General features: G+C 47.3%; 19 protein-coding genes and 1 pseudogene. 11 read left to right on the top strand and 9 right to left on the bottom strand.

Going from position 1 to position 18669, the window contains the following annotated elements; genetic code table 11:
• A partial coding sequence (locus KXD37_RS21860) for an IS3 family transposase (protein ID WP_263463508.1) occupies positions 1-138 on the top strand: 138 nt, incomplete at its 5' end.
• A 67-nt stretch (positions 139-205) separates the two neighbouring features.
• Here the strand turns inward: KXD37_RS21860 and KXD37_RS21855 are convergent.
• From KXD37_RS21855 to KXD37_RS21840, 4 genes are all read right to left on the bottom strand, one after another.
• Positions 206-1624 (bottom strand): MDR family MFS transporter, encoded by a 1419-nt coding sequence (locus KXD37_RS21855; RefSeq protein WP_095714088.1) that lies wholly within the window; start codon positions 1622-1624, stop codon positions 206-208.
• Between the two features lie 18 nt (positions 1625-1642).
• Positions 1643-2521 (bottom strand): TetR/AcrR family transcriptional regulator, encoded by an 879-nt coding sequence (locus tag KXD37_RS21850; protein ID WP_127695978.1) that lies wholly within the window; start codon positions 2519-2521, stop codon positions 1643-1645.
• 162 nt (positions 2522-2683) lie between these two features.
• On the bottom strand, positions 2684-3433 hold the full coding sequence (locus KXD37_RS21845) for an NADPH-dependent oxidoreductase (protein WP_010333031.1): 750 nt from the start codon (positions 3431-3433) through the stop codon (positions 2684-2686).
• A gap of 16 nt (positions 3434-3449) precedes the next feature.
• Positions 3450-3737: a putative quinol monooxygenase gene (locus KXD37_RS21840; protein ID WP_044161872.1), complete on the bottom strand. Its 288-nt coding sequence runs from the start codon at positions 3735-3737 to the stop codon at positions 3450-3452.
• Between the two features lie 140 nt (positions 3738-3877).
• Here KXD37_RS21840 and KXD37_RS21835 point away from each other — a divergent pair, with 140 nt between their 5' ends.
• Positions 3878-4192 carry an ArsR/SmtB family transcription factor gene (locus KXD37_RS21835; protein ID WP_024120224.1) on the top strand — a complete coding sequence of 105 codons (315 nt, stop codon included), beginning with the start codon at positions 3878-3880 and terminating at the stop codon, positions 4190-4192.
• Between the two features lies 1 nt (position 4193).
• On the opposite strand, the pseudogene KXD37_RS21830 reads toward KXD37_RS21835, so the two are convergent.
• Positions 4194-5634, bottom strand: a pseudogene (locus KXD37_RS21830) (PLP-dependent aminotransferase family protein).
• A 105-nt stretch (positions 5635-5739) separates the two neighbouring features.
• On the opposite strand from KXD37_RS21830, the gene gabT reads away from it, so the two are divergent.
• From gabT to gdh, 4 genes are all read left to right on the top strand, one after another.
• Positions 5740-7053: a 4-aminobutyrate--2-oxoglutarate transaminase gene (gabT, locus tag KXD37_RS21825; protein WP_106021014.1), complete on the top strand. Its 1314-nt coding sequence runs from the start codon at positions 5740-5742 to the stop codon at positions 7051-7053.
• A gap of 70 nt (positions 7054-7123) precedes the next feature.
• Positions 7124-8512 carry a succinate-semialdehyde dehydrogenase gene (gene gabD / locus KXD37_RS21820; RefSeq protein ID WP_095714092.1) on the top strand — a complete coding sequence of 463 codons (1389 nt, stop codon included), beginning with the start codon at positions 7124-7126 and terminating at the stop codon, positions 8510-8512.
• A gap of 125 nt (positions 8513-8637) precedes the next feature.
• Positions 8638-9501: a RhaT/GlcU family sugar-proton symporter gene (locus KXD37_RS21815; RefSeq protein WP_106021010.1), complete on the top strand. Its 864-nt coding sequence runs from the start codon at positions 8638-8640 to the stop codon at positions 9499-9501.
• A gap of 18 nt (positions 9502-9519) precedes the next feature.
• Positions 9520-10305 (top strand): glucose 1-dehydrogenase, encoded by a 786-nt coding sequence (gdh, locus tag KXD37_RS21810; protein ID WP_024120229.1) that lies wholly within the window; start codon positions 9520-9522, stop codon positions 10303-10305.
• Positions 10306-10348: 43 nt separating this feature from the next.
• Here gdh and KXD37_RS21805 read toward each other — a convergent pair whose 3' ends face one another.
• The 3 genes from KXD37_RS21805 to KXD37_RS21795 are packed head-to-tail and all read right to left on the bottom strand — an operon-like array spanning position 10349 to position 13215.
• On the bottom strand, positions 10349-10969 hold the full coding sequence (locus KXD37_RS21805) for a YcnI family protein (protein ID WP_106022290.1): 621 nt from the start codon (positions 10967-10969) through the stop codon (positions 10349-10351).
• A gap of 13 nt (positions 10970-10982) precedes the next feature.
• Positions 10983-12608, bottom strand: a complete 1626-nt coding sequence (locus KXD37_RS21800; RefSeq protein ID WP_106022291.1) for a copper resistance CopC/CopD family protein — start codon at positions 12606-12608, stop codon at positions 10983-10985.
• 34 nt (positions 12609-12642) lie between these two features.
• Positions 12643-13215 carry a DeoR family transcriptional regulator gene (locus KXD37_RS21795; RefSeq protein WP_106022292.1) on the bottom strand — a complete coding sequence of 191 codons (573 nt, stop codon included), beginning with the start codon at positions 13213-13215 and terminating at the stop codon, positions 12643-12645.
• A gap of 162 nt (positions 13216-13377) precedes the next feature.
• On the opposite strand from KXD37_RS21795, the gene KXD37_RS21790 reads away from it, so the two are divergent.
• The 5 genes from KXD37_RS21790 to KXD37_RS21770 all read left to right on the top strand — a co-directional run bounded on the left by KXD37_RS21790 (position 13378) and on the right by KXD37_RS21770 (position 18064).
• A complete protein-coding gene (locus tag KXD37_RS21790; protein ID WP_106022293.1) occupies positions 13378-13731 on the top strand; it encodes a hypothetical protein in 354 nt (117 codons plus the stop codon).
• Between the two features lie 167 nt (positions 13732-13898).
• Positions 13899-15332 (top strand): PTS mannitol transporter subunit IICB, encoded by a 1434-nt coding sequence (locus KXD37_RS21785; RefSeq protein WP_106022294.1) that lies wholly within the window; start codon positions 13899-13901, stop codon positions 15330-15332.
• Between the two features lie 24 nt (positions 15333-15356).
• On the top strand, positions 15357-15788 hold the full coding sequence (locus KXD37_RS21780; RefSeq protein ID WP_059291950.1) for a PTS sugar transporter subunit IIA: 432 nt from the start codon (positions 15357-15359) through the stop codon (positions 15786-15788).
• Position 15789: 1 nt separating this feature from the next.
• Positions 15790-16911, top strand: a complete 1122-nt coding sequence (locus tag KXD37_RS21775; RefSeq protein ID WP_188323529.1) for a mannitol-1-phosphate 5-dehydrogenase — start codon at positions 15790-15792, stop codon at positions 16909-16911.
• A gap of 88 nt (positions 16912-16999) precedes the next feature.
• Complete coding sequence (locus KXD37_RS21770; RefSeq protein ID WP_188323530.1) at positions 17000-18064, top strand: tartrate dehydrogenase; 1065 nt, start codon at positions 17000-17002, stop codon at positions 18062-18064.
• On the opposite strand, the gene KXD37_RS21765 is transcribed toward KXD37_RS21770, so the two are convergent.
• Positions 18050-18658, bottom strand: coding sequence for a dienelactone hydrolase family protein (locus tag KXD37_RS21765; RefSeq protein WP_188323531.1), 609 nt, complete (start codon positions 18656-18658; stop codon positions 18050-18052). The genes KXD37_RS21770 and KXD37_RS21765 overlap by 15 nt on opposite strands.
• Between the last annotated feature and the right edge of the window lie 11 nt (positions 18659-18669).

Below are 18669 nucleotides of genomic sequence, written 5' to 3'. Positions count from 1 at the left end.
CTTAACAGCATTAATCGAACCACGACCGCCATCGTAGAACGCACTGTCAAAGAATACATTTATTATTATAACAACATTCGTATTCAAACGAAACTAAACAGCCAATCACCGATAAGCTATCGGCAATTGGCTGTATAAAAGGTGTTTTGATCCCTGTCTCAAAAACGGGGGTCAGTCCCCAAAGCGGGGCTCTTTTTTTATAGGATCAGCGTGCCGGCTGCTGTTCGGCAGGGCGCTGAGGTTTCTTTAATGTAAAGGATAGAAGTAAGCCGGCAAGCGCGATGCAGGCTGCCACGATAAAAGCGGCGTTCATGCCGTGCAGAGCGGCGTGTTTTACATTTGTGGTTCCTGCATGTGCCGCCTGGTTGCTCATCACGGATACCAGGAGAGCAGTTCCGATGGAGCCGCCGACTTGGCGAACCGTATTGTTCATCGCTGTTCCGTGCGGAATCAGGTGGCGCGGCAGCGCATTGATTCCGGCTGTTGTCACAGGCATCATAATCATCGCTGTCCCTAAGAGACGAACGGTATATAAAACGACAATCCAAGCCAGTGACGTATGGTCAGTCAGCTGCATAAACGGAAGTGATGTCAGGAAGATGATACAGAAACCTGCAATCGCCAGGCCTCTTCCGCCGACACGGTCAAAAATTCTTCCGATAATCGGTGACATGAAGCCCATTACAATGGCTCCCGGAAGAAGCATAAGCCCTGTATCAAAGGCTGTGACGTCTCTGACGTTTTGTGTATACAGCGGCAGAATTGTTTCTGTACCAATTAATAATGCAAAGACAAGGGTTCCCAGCAGGGTTGTTAAGCTGAAGATACCAAACGTAAATACGCGGAATTCCAGCATCGGTTTTTCAAGCTTCATCTGTCTTGTAATAAATAAGAGCAGCGCGATCACGCCCACTAGCAGTGAAATCAGAACCGTTGAGCTGGTCCATCCGTAAGAGCCGACGCTTGAGAAGCCATAGAGCAGCCCGCCAAATCCAAGTGTCGACAGGATAACTGATAAAATATCAATCTGTGTTTTTCTTAATGTCGTCACGTTTTTCATAAGAATGATAGCGAGAAGCAAATCGATCACGGCAAACGGAAGAATGATATAAAACAATGATCTCCATGAGAAAGCTTCTACTGCCCATCCTGAAAGAGTCGGTCCGATCGCAGGCGCGAAGGAGATGACCAATCCGACCATACCCATAGCCTGGCCGCGCTTTTCAATCGGAAAGATCGTTAAAAATACTGTCTGCATGAGCGGCATCATAATGCCGGCTCCGGCTGCCTGAATGATACGGGCCGCCAGCAGAACCGGAAAGTTCGGGGCAAACGTGCCGACGATTGTTCCGGCAGTGAAAATACTCATCGCCGTAATGAGAAGCGTACGGCTCGTGAATTTTTCAATTAAAAACGCAGTAATCGGAATTAAAATACCGTTCGTTAACATAAATGAAGTCGTCAGCCATTGGGCTTGGTTTGCATCTATATGAAAATCCCTCATGATATGGGGGAGAGCGGTAATTAACAGTGTCTGGTTCAAAATGGCGACAAACGCCCCGGCTAACAAAATGCCGACAATGACAGAACGGTTAAACGGTTTTTTTTCAATACTTGTGTCCAATAAGATCCCTTCTTTTCTTTAAGTAATTAGCAGTGTTTTTAACATAGAAATTTGCTGTGTTAAAACACCGGTTTGTTCCAGATAGCCAATCAGTGATTTCAGTAAAAAGGCGCGGGGCTCTTCCTTTTTTGCTTCCTCTTCCAGCATGGCTGCAGCGGATGTCAGCTCATCGATATCATAATCCGCGGCGGGCAGGGAAGAGATGCCTTTATGTAATTCTTTCAGGCTTTCTGATAACAGGAGTGATTTATCCTTTGGCTGGTAGGAGGACGCCGATTGGATATAAAGCTCGATGGTCTCAGGCGGAATCAGGGACTGCCGTGTTTCTCTGTTTTTGACAATCTGATTGAGGGTGCTGATGATAAACGCTGCGATCGGGTCAAGCTCAAGCGGTTTTTCCTCTATTTTGATCAGCATTAAAAACTCACGCATCATGCCGTGAAGAATGATCACTAAATCCCATACAAACGGGAGAATGGTTTCTCCATACGCCTGGATCAGCGAATCGCGGTGCCAGCAGATAATCGTTGATCTGGTCTGATGGATATGCTGTTTTACACGGTCATTGTGCAGCTTGGGGTTTCCGTAGGTCAGCATATTAAAAAACTGCTGATTCCGCCTGAATCCTTCCAGCTCCATTTTGACCTTTTGAATCAAACGCTCCTCCGGTGTCAGTGCGGTATTTTCCTGCAGTCTTGATGCCGCGGCCACCATTTGCTTCTGGTTAAACGTCAGCAGCTCCAAAAGCAAATCTTCCTTCGATTGAAACAGCTTATATATCGAAGCTTTTGATATCTTACATTCTTCTGCGATTGCCTGCATGGAAACCGACGTAAAATCCTTTTCAGAAAAAAGCTTCCGCGCGGCTAACAAGATTTCTGTTTTTTTATCAAGCATCTCATGGCTTCCTTCTTTCTTGAACAATAGAAAACCCATTGGTTCACAGAAAACCAATGAGTAACATTGATAAAATTTTACCAAATAAACAAAATGAAAGTCAATGGATTTTATCCGGACAAATAAAAAGGCCTGCCGGAATTCCGACAGGCCGGGTTAGGCTTATTTTTCAACTTTAAACCCTTGTTTTTCGAGCATTTCACGAATATGCGGATAGTACAGGCGCTCATAGTATGAGGCGATGCCTTGTGACCAGTTTCGTGTTTCTTTTCCGTTGGTCCGGTTTTTCATGTATTCGGCCATTTGTTCATCATATGACTGAATGTGTGATGTCAGCTCGTCCTGCTGCAAATACGTTTCTTTATGATAAACCGCTGCCTTTGGAAGACGAGGTTTTTTCGCTGAACGATCAGCAGGATGGCCGATGACAAGACCTGATACAGGGAACACGTATTTCGGAAGCTGAAGCAGCTCGATCAATTCATTTGGGTTTCCCCGAACCGCGCCGATCGGAACAGTGCCAAGACCGAGTGATTCAGCTGCCGCTGTCGCCGTGCCAAGTGCGATGCCGGCATCTACAGCGCCGACAAGAACGGATTCTAGCCCGTTTGTGATTTCCATGTTGAAGTCATGCAGATCTTCAAGCGCAATTTTTGCCCGGTTGAAGTCTGCGCAGAAAAGCAAGAAAACTGGAGCTTGGTCAATCCAAGGCTGTCCGCCCGCCAGTTCGGAGATTTTCTTTTTCCGCTCTTTATCCTGAATCGCGATGACAGTCACTTGCTGCCCGTTGATAGAAGTAGGGGCTGATTGCACCGCTTGTATAATGTGGTCTAGCTGCTCTTCTGACACCGGCTCGTCCGTATAGCTGCGGATGGAGCGGTGATCTGTTAATGATTTGATTACTTCGTTCATGTGAGACATCCTTTCCTTACTCGCTGAGCTCTGTGCGTACAACATCAAGAGGAGCGCTCAGCAGTTCTTTGGCATTTGCTACAAATGCTTGGAAATGCGCAGTGTCATTGTGTGATTTCATCGCCGCTTCATCTTTCCATTGTTCAAGCATCACGAATGTATTTTCTTCGCCTACTTTTTCAAAAAGGTCGTATTGGGCGTTGCCTTCCTCGGCTCTTGAATGTTGAACGAGCGATTGTGCCTCGCTCAAGAATTCTTCGCGTTTTTCGGGTTTTACTTTCATATAAGCTTGTAATACGATCATGTAAATCTCCTCCATTTGTCTTTAAAATTTATTGTTCGAATTTGATCGAACTAAATGTACCATGTAATCAAAATCAGGTAAAGGAAAAACCCTCAAATAGTAAAATTGTCATTCTAATTGTTGTGTGATACATTTGTGTCATGAACATTCCAAACCATCCAGAAACAGAAACATTGCAGCTGACAAAGGTTCTTCACGCACTGAGTGATCCGCTACGTTTAGAGCTGGTGAAGCAATTGGCCGAAGCAAAAGAGAAAACGTGCAGCACCTGTGCTGATGTACAGGTTGCAAAGTCGACCTTGTCCCACCATTTTAAAGTATTAAGAGAATCGGGCATCGCTCAAGTACGCATAGAAGGAAAGCGCCGTTATTATTCGCTTCGCACAGAAGATCTTGAAAGGGCATTTCCGGGCCTGCTTGAAGCAGTGCTGAACGTGGACCAGGAGCGCTGGTAAATCAATCCCCTGAACAGGGGATTTTTTTATGTTCCATAAACAGCGCGGCGAAGTCTTTGCACACCTTCCTGAATGTCCTCTTCCCTCAGCCGTGCAAAGCCGATAATAAGCGCGGGTTTGTCCGGCTGCGGACGGCTTTCTTTTAAGCGAAACCGGCTCATCCCGAAGATTTCAAGCTGTTGGGCGGCGGCATGCGCGAGGATCTCTTGTTCTGTGCGGCAGGTGTAAAATTCAGTGACGAAATGCAGTCCCGCATTTGCCCCTTTTACTGTAATCTCCCCTCCAAACTCTGATTCTAATGCGCGGATGAGGCGTTCTCTCTTTTCTTTATAATGCTGCTTCATTTTTTTTATATGCTTCTGATATTCTCCGGACTCGATAAATTCCTGCAGGGCGAGCTGGGTGAGCGACGAGCATGTCTGCAGGTCATAGCCCCGCTTTTTGTATACCCGTAACAGCTTCGGCGGCAGCACCATGTAGCTGACCCGCAATCCGGGGAGAAGTGATTTTGAAAATGTGCCCATATAGATGATGTTTTGAAAGCGGTCAAGGCTTTGGAGCGCCGGGATACTGTCTACATCATATTTAAATTCGCTGTCATAATCATCCTCAATAATATAGCGGCTCGGCTGCTCCGCTGCCCAGTTCAGCAGCTGAATTCTCCGGGACACAGGCATAATTGTCCCGGCCGGGAATTGATGCGAAGGGGTAGTGATTAATACATCAGGCTTCTGTCTGATGATTTCAGAAATGGATATCCCTTTTTCATCAAGCATAATCGTCTTCACCTGTTTTCCGGCATGTTGCAAAAGCTGGTACATTCGCCTGTAGCCAGGCTCCTCCATCGCATACACCGCGTCCTGAGGCAAAAGCTCAGTCAGCAGCTGCATCAGCACCTGGGTGCCCGCCCCGATGACGATTTGTTCCGGCCGGCATTTCACACCCCGCGTCAGAGAGATGAGCCTTGTAATGGCGGCTCTTACCTCATATATGCCTTGCGGATGAGACATGTCGCCGAGCGTGCGGTGTGAGCGGGCAGCCGCTTTTTGCTCACAGCGAAACCAGCTTTTCATTGGAAAATGATCTGTATCGGCACTCATATGTGAAAAAGATATCCAATCGCTTTGATCGATATGAACCTCTTTCAGATCATCCGGCAGTGAAGATGAGGGCTGTTCCTCAGAGGGAAATGTGTCCAGCTGTTCGACGAAAAAACCCTTTCTTTCTTCAGCGTACAAATACCCTTCGGCGAGCAGCTGCTGATAGGCTGAATTCACAGAGTTTACGCTGACCTTCAGCTTTTCAGCCAGCTCTCGTTTGGAGGGAACCTTCGAGTGGGGCAGCAGATTATGGCTGAGGATTTCGTTTTTCAGCTTTTGATAAATCTGCTGATAGATATAATCTGCTTTTTCTGAGCGATCGAGAGTGATTGTGATGTCCATTGCGGTGTCTCCTTCTGGTACCATCAAAAAGTTATAATTGGTACTTTTCATCATACCAAAAAGAAGTCAGAATGGTAAGAAAATAATGACAGTGGGGGAATTCACATGAGTCAAACAACGGCATCAACTTTCACTACAGCAGAGTGGCAGCAAAAACGGGACCAATTTGTCTCAAAAGGTGTGAGCAACGGAAACCGCAGCCTGGCGGTAAAAGGAGAGGGAGCAGAGCTGTATGATTTGGACGGCCGGAGATTTATTGATTTTGCGGGCGCTATTGGAACTTTAAACGTCGGACACTCGCATCCGAAGGTGGTAGAAGCTGTGAAGCGGCAGGCGGAGGAGCTGATCCATCCGGGCTTTAACGTCATGATGTATCCGTCTTATATTGAATTAGCTGAAAAGCTTTGCGGCATTGCGCCTGGCACTCATGAGAAAAAAGCGATTTTCCTCAATTCCGGAGCGGAAGCGGTGGAAAACGCTGTGAAAATCGCCAGAAAGTATACCAAGCGCCAAGGCGTTGTCTCGTTTACACGCGGGTTCCACGGACGCACGAATATGACAATGAGCATGACAAGCAAGGTAAAGCCGTACAAATTCGGTTTCGGCCCATTTGCATCAGAGGTATACCAGGCGCCGTTTCCGTATTATTATCAGAAGCCTGCCGGACTGAGTGATGATGCATATGACGATATGGTCATTCAAGCGTTCAATGACTTCTTTATCGCAGCAGTTGCTCCTGAAACGGTAGCGTGTGTTGTGATGGAGCCGGTGCAGGGAGAAGGCGGATTCATTATTCCTTCTAAACGGTTTGTGCAGCACGTCGCTTCCTTCTGTAAAGAACACGGCATCGTCTTTGTAGCCGATGAAATTCAAACCGGATTTGCCAGAACGGGCACTTATTTCGCGATCGAGCACTTTGATGTCGTGCCAGACCTGATCACGGTTTCGAAATCTCTTGCGGCTGGGCTGCCGTTAAGCGGTGTGATCGGACGCGCGGAAATGCTTGATGCGGCGGCGCCCGGAGAGCTCGGCGGCACGTATGCGGGAAGTCCGCTTGGGTGCGCGGCGGCATTGGCTGTTTTGGACATTATTGAAGAAGAAGGCCTGAATGAACGTTCTGAGGAAATCGGCAGGATCATTGAAGAAAAAGCGCTTGAATGGAAAACAGAATACCCGTTTATCGGTGACATCCGCAGACTTGGGGCGATGGCAGCAATCGAGATCGTGAAAGACCCTGAAACACGTGAACCTGATAAAGCGAAAGCGGCAGCCATCGCAGCGTACGCGAATCAAAACGGATTGCTGCTGCTGACAGCCGGAATCAACGGCAATATCATCCGCTTCCTGACGCCGCTGGTTATTTCAGATGACCTTCTGAATGAAGGGCTCCACATTGTGGAAGCAGGTCTGCGAGCTTAATCATTGGAAAGACCGCACACGGGTCTGCTATCATTTTAAGTAAATCCAAGAATAGAAAGGAATGTTCAATATGCCAGATCAATTAACGGTCTACAACCCGGCTACAGGCGAGGCGATCAAAACGATTCCTCAGCAATCAGCCAAGGAAGTAGAAGAAGCCATTGAACGTTCACATCAAGCGTTTAAATCATGGTCTAAAACATCAGCGAACGAAAGAGCGTCTCTTTTGAAAAAGTGGTATGAGCTAATCGTTGAACATAAAGAAGAACTTGCAGATTTAATTACGAAGGAAAACGGAAAACCGTACCAGGAAGCTGTCGGAGAGGTGCTGTACGGCGCCGGTTATATCGAATGGTTCGCAGAGGAAGCGAAGCGTGTATACGGAAGAACCGTTCCGGCTCCGACAACCGGAAAACGAATTGTCGTGACGCGCCAGGCAGTCGGCCCAGTTGCCGCGATTACGCCTTGGAATTTCCCAAATGCGATGATTACACGTAAAGCGGCGCCTGCTCTTGCTGCCGGCTGTACGTTTATTATCAAGCCGGCGCCTGATACACCGCTGTCAGCCTATGAACTTGCACGCCTCGCATACGAAGCAGGTATTCCAAAAGACGTGCTTCAGGTTGTCATCGGTGATGGCGAGGAGATCGGAAATGTTTTTACAAGCAGTTCGAAAATCCGCAAAATCACCTTTACAGGATCAACACCTGTAGGGAAAATCCTGATGAAAAACAGCGCCGATACTGTGAAACACGTATCCATGGAGCTCGGCGGACATGCCCCGCTGATTGTGGATGAAGATGCAAACATTGATCTTGCTGTTGAACAGGCAATGGTGTCTAAATACCGAAACGCGGGTCAGACTTGCGTATGCGCCAACCGGCTCATCGTCCATGAATCCATCAAAGATGAATTTGCTGCGAAACTGAGCGAGCAAGTATCGAAGCTGAAGGTAGGAAACGGACTTGAGGAAGGCGTAAACGTCGGTCCGATTATCAACAAAAGGGGCTTTGAAAAAATCGTCAGCCAAATTGATGATGCGGTTGAAAAAGGAGCGAAGGTTGTCGCTGGGGGCACTTATGAACGAAACGATGATAAAGGCTGCTACTTTGTCAATCCGACAGTGCTCGCTGACGTCGATACGTCCATGAATATCATGCACGAGGAAACATTCGGCCCTGTTGCGCCAATCGTCACTTTTACAGATATTGATGAAGCAATTGAGCTTGCCAACGATACACCGTACGGCTTGGCTGCTTACTTCTTCACAGAAAATTACCGCCGCGGCATTTATATTTCCGAGAACCTTGAGTACGGAATTATCGGCTGGAATGACGGAGGACCGTCCGCAGTTCAAGCTCCTTTCGGCGGAATGAAAGAAAGCGGAATCGGCCGTGAAGGCGGTTCAGAAGGTATCGAACCATACCTTGAAACAAAATATATGTCCATCGGTTTATAAACGAAACGATATGCTCCTGAAGAGCTGCCGGAAGATCCGGCAGCTCTTTTTTTGTTTCAGCGAATAAACACATCAATTCCAGCCAAAATAACAGCAAATACATTTTGAAAGAAGGTTCCCCAACAATGGATTTATTTTTGGCTCTTCTCCCGGCTTTGTTTTGGGGGAGCATTGTTCTCTTCAATGTTAAATTAGGCGGCGGGCCGTACAGCCAAACACTGGGAACGACGATCGGGGCGTTAATTGTTTCTATCGTTATTTATTTGTTTGTCCAACCCGTCTTGTCCATGCGCATTTTTATCGTTGGAATTATATCCGGCTTATTTTGGTCACTTGGGCAGAGCAACCAGCTCAAAAGCATTCAGTTAATGGGTGTGTCCAAAACGATGCCTATTTCCACAGGGATGCAGCTTGTTTCTACCTCATTGTTCGGCGTCATCGTTTTCCGAGAGTGGTCTACACCGATTTCGATTACACTTGGAATCCTCGCTCTTATCTTTATTATTGTCGGTATCGTTCTTACGTCATTAGAAGATAAGAAAGACAAAAAAGATGGAGAGCCGAGCAACTTAAAAAAGGGCATTTTAATCCTTCTGGTCTCGACATTGGGTTATTTGATTTATGTCGTTGTCGCAAGATTATTTAATGTATCTGGATGGTCCGCCCTGTTGCCGCAGGCGATCGGGATGGTCATTGGAGGGGTCATTTTAACCTATAAGCACAAGCCCTTCAACAAGTATGCCATCCGAAATATTCTCCCGGGCTTAATCTGGGCAGGGGGAAATATGTTTTTGTTTATTTCTCAGCCGAAAGTCGGCGTTGCCACAAGCTTTTCTCTCTCTCAAATGGGAATTGTCATCTCGACGCTTGGCGGTATTTTCATCCTGCGTGAAAAGAAATCAAAACGCCAGCTGATTGCGATTGCGATCGGGATTGCACTGATTATTGCGGCTGCCGTATTTTTAGGAATCGCCAAAACGAATTCATAACAGTTAAGGAGGATGAATATGTATCCGGATTTAAAAGGAAAAGTCGTCGCTATCACAGGAGCTGCTTCAGGATTAGGAAAGGCAATGGCCATTCGCTTCGGCAAGGAGCAGGCGAAAGTGGTCATCAACTATTACAGTAATAAACAGGATCCAAACGAGGTAAAAGAAGAGGTCATCAAGGCGGGCGGTGAAGCCATTGTCGTCCAAGGAGACGTAACGAAAGAGGAAGATGTAAAAAACATCGTTCAAACAGCGATTAAAGAGTTCGGCACACTCGATATTATGATTAATAATGCCGGTCTTGAAAATCCCGTGCCGTCTCATGAAATGCCGCTCAAGGATTGGGAAAAAGTCATCAGCACGAACTTAACGGGCGCCTTTTTAGGATGCCGTGAAGCGATTAAATATTTTGTTGAAAACGATATAAAAGGAAATGTCATTAATATGTCGAGCGTACATGAAGTGATTCCGTGGCCATTATTTGTTCACTATGCGGCAAGTAAAGGCGGAATCAAGCTGATGACGGAAACATTGGCGCTGGAATATGCGCCGAAAGGCATTCGTGTCAACAATATCGGGCCAGGCGCGATCAACACGCCAATCAATGCTGAAAAATTTGCTGATCCTAAGCAGAGAGCAGATGTAGAAAGCATGATTCCGATGGGATATATCGGTGAACCGGAGGAAATTGCGGCAGTGGCAGCATGGCTTGCTTCGAAGGAAGCCAGCTACGTCACAGGCATTACGTTATTCGCGGACGGCGGTATGACACAATACCCTTCCTTCCAGGCAGGACGCGGATAAATCAAAAAAAAGCGACCCAGAACTCATCTGGATCGCTTTTTGTTTAGTCGCGCTTTTTCTTTACTAGAACTGCAACAGATAAAATAATGGCTGCCGCAGACAGCACAATCGCTGTGATATCAAGAGCCGATGAACCTGAGTCTGCAGAAGCAGAATCATCTTTCGTTTGAGTGGCGCCATGCTCATCTGTTACTTCTTTGGCTGCGGTGATTTTTGTAATGGCATGAGGCGTATCCGCATCTTCATCGCCTGTCCATTCAACTATGCTGCCATCTTTGTAATATTGATAGGCATCCCAAGCGGCTTCCTCCGCTTTATCAGGGTTTTTGGCAACAAAGGTAAATCGCTGGAACTGGCCTTCCTGAATGCCTCCGTCAGTGGCTTCCCACGTCACGGACACTGATTTGTCGTCGTGTTTGGCAGTAGACACCTTCCAGCCCGGAACCGGTTCGTATTGCTGGAACTCAACATTCTTTGGCATTTTTAAAACAACCTTTGTTGTCGGCTGATTTTTTTCGGAAGGAACCTTCATTGTGTAGGTCTCCCATGAGCCTGCGGCGGATTCAGCCGGTTTTACTGACACGTGCGCGCTGGCAGGCGCCGTAAAGAATAAAAGAGAGCCGATAACAGCTGGACATAGTGTGAATGCGATTTTTTTCAACAACTCAAACACTCCTTTAATTTGTCTTTGTAAACATGATATTGATTTCGTTAAAGTCGCCGGTCAGTCCGTGGACTTTGATCTTCCAGTTTCCCTTTTCATTAATGGACAGGTTTTCAGTCTGGAAGATGCCATCTGTTTTTTCCTTCAATTGAAACGTGCTTTTGTTTTTGCTGCCTGACAGTCCCGTTTTATAAACGGTCAAGGTGATTTGCTGAATGTTTTTTACTGGGTCTCTGTTATGATCGGTAACCCTGAGTTCAAACTCGTTTTTGCCGGGCTGGTTCGGGCTGATGCTGAGAGAAACATTTTGCCCGTTTTCAATCGCTTTCGTTTGATAAAACGGTTCGGGTGCAGGCTCAGGCGGACTTGGCAGACTTGTAAATACGGCAGCTGTGATCAGGACAGCGATGCCGATTGCCCATTCCGCTTTTAGCGTGCGGGTGATTTTGGACCCCTGCCGTTTTCTGGTGAGCAGAAAATGAATACTGCCCAGAATCAGCATCAAAACAAACAGTCCGCTTTTGACTAACAAGGCTTGGCCATACGCCGTATGGAACAGTGAATCCATTGACCGAATGATGAAAAATCCATTGAGCAAGCCCGAGAACAAAATGACACCGACTGCTGTGAGCGCCCATGGAGAGAACCGTTTCACCGTCTCCCAAGCAAGCGTTTTGTCCGGCTGTCTCCACTCCTGTGACAGCAGTAAAACGATGGCCGCTATTCCGCCGATCCAGATGGAGGCGGCCGATAAATGAAGGAAATCCATCAGGATACCGACTGTCTTTTCTTCAACAACAGCGGCATGTCCGGTAAACGCTTTGGCAAGCAGGAGACCGAAAAAGAAAATGAGCGGCGCCGTCCAATATGCGAAGGACGCAAAACGCTTTTTGCGTAACACTGGGATGGCAGACAGGACAAGCAGTACATACAGCACGGCCTGAATCATCCAAATTGTGCCTCCCGCAGTTTCAAACAGCGTCTCCTTCATGTACCCCGGCTGAAAGGCATTGCCCCAGCCGCCGCCTGCATTCGCTTTTGTCTGTATCGGAAGCTGAAGCAGGAGCGCCAGCCCCAGCACAGTGACTGAGATGACAAGCAAACGCTTCGTCCGTTTGGCGAGTTTTTTTCCGTCCCCTTTATACCAGAAGAGATGGAAGAAAACGGTCCCGATAAACAGAGAAAAGGCTGTATACAGAATGGCGCGGTCTGCTGCTGTTCCCGGATTCAGGGCTGAGCCTGATGTTTTCTGGCTGCTGAACCCTCCATCCGCTTTTCCGATGCTGAACGGGATGACGCCGGAAACAGGGTGCCCGTCTGCCGAAACGGCATTCCATTCCGCTCTGTATACGTCATGAGGCAGATTCATTTTCAGCTTCACGGTCATGATGTGATTGTTGTCTTTTTTGATTTCTGTTTTGTCCGTATCCACCCGGTCGCCGTCTGAATTATAGACTTTAATGTAGTGAAAGCCCTCTTCAACCGGTTCATTAAATTCAATTTCCACCTGTGCGGGAGCGCTTTTTAATTCACTGTTTTCTCCGGGCGAAGATTTGACAATATAGGCGTGAGCAAAGCTTGTTTTCGGCAGGAAAACAAGAAAAAGCAGAAGTATGATCCACCATCTGTTTCGTTGCATTACTCAGACACCACCTTCCGCTAATTATATTGTGTTATTTCTTGGTGCAGGTGCAGCGCTTTTTTCTGTCTCTCAGCATGTCTTCCAGCGCTTGATCGAAGGTGCGGACGGCTCCGCCAAAGCCTTTTTGAAAACGTTCAGCATGGTCAAGAGTCGCAAACGGTATGGCCTGCGGCTGGCAGCAGTGCAGATTTAATTCAGCGTTTACAACAAAATAAGCCGAAGAGGCACTGACCGTAGTTTGTAACAGAAAGTCTTTGCAAATCAAATGAGAAACCTCTTCCGTTTTATCTGCATACCGCAAAAACGCGCAATGTGCGCAGCACAGCTGTTCAATGTCTTGTGTCATCGTGATCAGCTGGACCGAATAAGCCTGATTGGCCGGCTTTAGGCAATAGCTGCACATGTGATCAGCCTGAGGCGCACGGACTGGGAGCGTGATGCCGCCGGCCGTTTTTATCACCTGGTTTGATTGGACAAGCTGATTCACATCTCTGTATACTGTCATTTCTGACACACCGAACCGCTGACTGATATCAGAAATTCTGAGCGCGCCTTCTTTTTTCAGCCACTCAAGTATGTGCTGCTGTCTATTAATCGGAAGCATTCATACATCCCCTTCAATAAGATCTTCTTAAGCGTAGAGGATTTCAAAGACCGAGACAAGTATGCTGATGATAAAAAATGTGAAAATGTGTTGAACAGTAACAAAACGAAACAGAAGGGTCTCTGGTATAATGGACATATGAATGGAGAGTGAAAATACCATATGAAAGAAACAGTATGCCCGAACTGCGGCAAACCTTTGACAGGCGACATGGTCAGATCGTCAAATGTCCCGTGCCAATTTCGCTGCGGACACTGCCGGGAACGGCTTTACGAATATAAAGTATCAGCCCCGATTATGATTGTGTCTTTGGCACTCATCGTGCTGCTTATTTATCTTTTGATGCTCCTTCGCAATGCGGCAGGCTCAATGATTCCGGCCGTTCAGCATGTGCCGATGGCAGTTTTTGCGCTTGTGTGCGCCTATCCTGTATTTATTGTGAGTGAACGGATGATCGCGAAGCATGTGATTCAAAACGGCAAGATTATTTATAGAGGAAAGAGAAAAGGCTCCTAAAACAGGAGCCTTTTTATTTTTAAAAAATTGTCACACCCATGTGCCAAAGTCCTCTTTACTTTCAATTGTGCACACACTGTAAGCGTTTTAATATAGAGTCAAAGGGAAGCATCATTCTCTGACATTATCATTCTTTTAGCGACAAACAAAACAGGGAGGGTTTATATATGCAGCAAGAACAGCAGCAAGGCGGCATGAAAGTGAAAGTTCAGCGCTTTGGCAGTTATTTGAGCGGAATGATCATGCCGAATATCGGCGCGTTTATCGCGTGGGGCATCATTACCGCTTTGTTTATTCCGGCGGGATGGTTTCCGAATGAGCAGCTGAATACGCTGGTCAGCCCGATGATTACGTATTTACTGCCGCTTTTGATAGCGTATACAGGCGGAAAAATGATTTACGACCACCGCGGCGGAGTCGTCGGTGCGACGGCGGCAATCGGGGTAATTGTCGGGTCGGATATTCCGATGTTTCTAGGCGCGATGATAATGGGGCCGCTGGGCGGATATCTCATTAAGCAAACTGATAAATTATTCAAGGACAAAGTAAAACAAGGCTTTGAGATGCTGATTAACAACTTTACGGCAGGAATTGTCGGCGCGGCTTTAACGATTCTCGCGTTTTATGCGATCGGCCCAGTCGTTCTGACGTTAAATAAATTACTGGCAGCCGGTGTAGAGGTCATTGTACACGCTAACTTACTGCCTGTTGCAAGCGTTTTCGTGGAACCGGCGAAGGTCTTGTTCCTAAATAACGCGATCAACCACGGTATCTTAAGCCCGATTGGAATCGAGCAGGCAGCCAATACCGGAAAGTCAATTCTGTTTTTAGTAGAAGCAAACCCTGGACCGGGGCTCGGCATTTTGCTCGCGTATATGTTCTTTGGAAAAGGATCTTCAAAATCAACGGCTCCTGGAGCGGCAATCATTCATTTCTTCGGGGGGATTCACGAAATTTACTTCCCGTACATTTTAATGAAGCCGGCATTGATTCTGGCAGCGATTGCAGGCGGAGCAAGCGGACTCCTAACGTTCTCTATCTTTAATGCCGGTCTAGTTGCAGCATCGTCACCAGGCAGCATTATCGCATTGATGGCCATGACGCCAAGAGGCGGATACTTCGGCGTGCTGGCAGGCGTATTGGTCGCTGCAGCCGTTTCGTTTATCGTGTCAGCTGTGATCCTGAAGTCTTCGAAAGCAGGCGAAGAAGACCTCGCAGCGGCAACAGAAAAAATGCAGTCCATGAAGGGGAAGAAAAGCCAGGCGGCGGCTGCTTTAGAAGCGGAACAAGCCAAAGGTGAAGAACCATCCGAGCTGTCTCCTGAAAGCGTCAATAACATTATTTTCGCATGTGACGCCGGAATGGGCTCGAGCGCGATGGGGGCTTCGATTTTAAGAAACAAAGTCAAAAAAGCTGACCTGGATATCAGCGTGACCAACACGGCGATTAACAATCTGCCGAGCGATGCGGATATTGTCATTACCCACAAAGACTTAACAGATCGAGCAAAGGCAAAGCTGCCAAATGCGACGCACATATCAGTGGAGAACTTCTTAAACAGTCCGAAATATGACGAGCTTATTGAAAAGCTAAAAAAGTAATCTCATAGAAAGAGAGTGATACTCATGCAAGTACTCGCAAAAGAAAACATCAAACTCAATCAAACGGTTGCAACAAAAGAAGAAGCGATCAGATTGGCGGGCCAAACGCTGATTGACAACGGCTACGTGACAGACGATTATATTGAAAAAATGTTTGAACGGGAAGAAACATCTTCTACCTTTATGGGGAATTTTATTGCCATCCCCCACGGCACAGAAGATGCCAAAAGCGAAGTGCTTCACTCAGGGATTTCGATCATTCAAATTCCTGGCGGAGTAGAGTATGGAGAAGGAAATACAGCCAAAGTCGTATTCGGCATTGCCGGAAAAAATAACGAGCATTTAGACATTTTGTCTAACATCGCCATCATCTGCTCAGAAGAAGAAAACATTGAACGCCTGATTTCTGCGAAAAGCGAAGAAGATTTGATCGCGATTTTCAACGAGGTGAACTAGCATGATTGCCTTACATTTCGGTGCGGGAAATATCGGGAGGGGCTTTATCGGTGCGCTGCTTCACCACTCCGGCTATGAAGTGGTGTTTGCGGATGTTAATGACACGATGGTCGGCCTCCTTAATGAAAAACGGGCATACACTGTTGAACTCGCAGAAGAAGGGCGTTCGTCAGAGGTGATCGGCCCGGTCAGCGCCATCAACAGCGGCAGCCAGCCGGAGGAGCTGTATCGGCTGATCAATGAGGCGGCGCTCATCACGACGGCTGTCGGCCCGAATGTATTAAAGCTGATTGCCCCGTCTATCGCAGAAGGCTTAAGACGAAGAAGCTCTGCCGACACACTGAATATCATTGCCTGTGAAAATATGATTGGCGGAAGCAGCTTCTTAAAAAAAGAAGTATACAGCCACTTAACAGAGGCGGAGCAGGAGGCTGTCGGCAACACTGTCGGATTCCCAAATTCCGCGGTTGACCGGATCGTGCCGATTCAGCATCATGAAGATCCGCTCAAAGTGTCGGTTGAGCCGTTCTTTGAATGGGTCATCGACGAATCAGGCTTTATAGGGGAAACACCGGCAATAAAAGGGGCGCTGTTTGTTGATGATTTAACGCCGTACATCGAACGAAAGCTGTTTACCGTTAATACCGGCCATGCTGTAACGGCCTATGTCGGCTATCAGCGCGGATTAAAAACGATAAAAGAAGCGATCGATCATCCGGAAATCCGCCGTGTTGTTCACTCAGCGCTGCTTGAAACCGGTGATTATCTCATCAAAACGTATCATTTTAAGCAATCAGAACACGAGCAATATATTAAAAAAATCATCGGCCGCTTTGAAAATGAATTTATCACCGACGATGTAACCCGTGTAGCGAGATCGCCGCTCAGAAAGCTTGGAGAAAATGACAGGCTTGTAGGTCCGGCGAAGAAAATCAAAGAGCCGAATGCGCTGGCAGAAGGCATTGCTGCGGCGCTGCGATTCGACTTTGCCGGTGATCCGGAAGCGGTCGAGCTGCAAGCGCTGATCGCGGAAAAAGGATACAGCGGAGTGCTTCACGAGGTGTGCGGTATTCCGTCTCATGAACCGCTGCATGCCATCGTTTTAAAAAAACTGAATCAATAACCGGACCCGTGACTATACGTCACGGGCTTTTTTTACCATCTCGCAATCTAGTATAATAGAAAACGCTTACGATAACAGGGGGAGGAGAATGACGATGAAACAATTCGAGATTGCGGCAATACCGGGAGACGGAGTAGGAAAAGAGGTTGTGACTGCTGCTGAGAAAGTGCTTCATACAGCAGCTGAGGTTCACGGAGGTTTGTCATTCTCATTTACGTCATTTCCATGGAGCTGTGACTATTATATGGAGCACGGCGAAATGATGCCTGAGAACGGAATACATACGCTCACTCAATTTGAAGCGGTTTTCTTGGGAGCGGTCGGAAATCCGAAACTGGTTCCCGACCATATTTCCTTATGGGGGCTGCTGCTGAAGATCCGGAGAGAGCTTGAGCTTTCCATTAATATGAGACCAGCCAAACAAATGGCCGGCATCACGTCGCCGCTGCGGCATCCGAACGATTTTGATCTAGTGGTGATTCGCGAGAACAGTGAAGGTGAATACAGTGAAATCGGCGGACGCATTCACAGGGGTGACGATGAAATCGCCATCCAGAATGCCGTGTTTACGAGAAAAGCGACAGAACGTGTCATGCGTTTTGCCTTCGAATTGGCGAAAAAACGGCGCGGCCATGTGACAAGCGCAACAAAGTCCAACGGAATTTATCACGCAATGCCGTTTTGGGATGAAGTCTTTCAGCAGACTGCTGCTGATTACAGCGAGATTGAAACGTCATCCCAGCATATTGATGCGTTGGCCGCTTTTTTTGTGACGCGTCCGGAAACGTTTGATGTCATTGTGGCGAGCAACCTGTTCGGTGATATTTTAACCGACATCAGCTCGAGCCTGATGGGAAGCATTGGCATTGCGCCGTCTGCGAACATTAACCCGTCCGGCAAGTACCCATCCATGTTCGAACCGGTTCATGGCTCAGCTCCGGATATTGCCGGCAAAGGCCTTGCCAACCCAATCGGCCAGATTTGGACAGCGAAGCTGATGCTTGACCATTTCGGAGAGGAAGAACTGGGGGCAAAGATCCTCAATGTGATGGAACGAGTCACGGCGGACGGCATTAAAACACGCGACATTGGCGGACAAAGCACGACGGAAGAGGTCACTGACGAAATTTGTGTGCGTTTAAGAAAACTTTGATAGAACAGAGCGGGGCAGACTTTCTGCCTCGTTTTTTATGATGGAAAGCGTTTTGAAGAAGATTGCCCTGTCAAAATAAACCGAATCAGGATTGGCAAAGCCGTGAAAAGCATCAAATTGATAAATCTCCAAATCGTGATGCTGTTTTTCCCGCAGTTTTTTGACGAGAAGAGCAACATCAAACGACGGTTCATATGAAGGGAAAAACAATAGAACCGGGCAGGAAGGAATGTGATCAAGGCAATCGCGTATCCGGGAACCGTAATAACATACAGCTCCGCTCACCTCAGGCATACTGCTGCATTTCCATGCGATCGTTGCACCTGCGCTGAACCCGATCACAAAAATGCGTCGTCCCGCGTTTTGCCTAATCAAGTTTTGAATGATGATTTCTCCTGTTTTCAGCCGTTCAAGTTTTGTAAACTGTTCGTATGCGGTTTTTTCCTCTTGCGGTCTGTAAACTTCATCATCACAGAGCAGGTTAGGTGTCATCACATCATATCCAGCCATTTTGATCAGGCGGGCGATTTTTTTCATATGGCTGTTTACACCGTATATTTCGTGTGCGAGAATGACGAGCGGTTTTTGGGGCATAACGGTCTCCT

The sequence above is a fragment of the Bacillus sp. XT-2 genome (genome assembly GCF_025696525.1).
GTDB lineage: Bacteria > Bacillota > Bacilli > Bacillales > Bacillaceae > Bacillus > Bacillus halotolerans.
The sequence above is the reverse complement of the archived record's forward strand: the minus strand, read 5'-3'. Positions and strand labels throughout refer to the sequence as shown.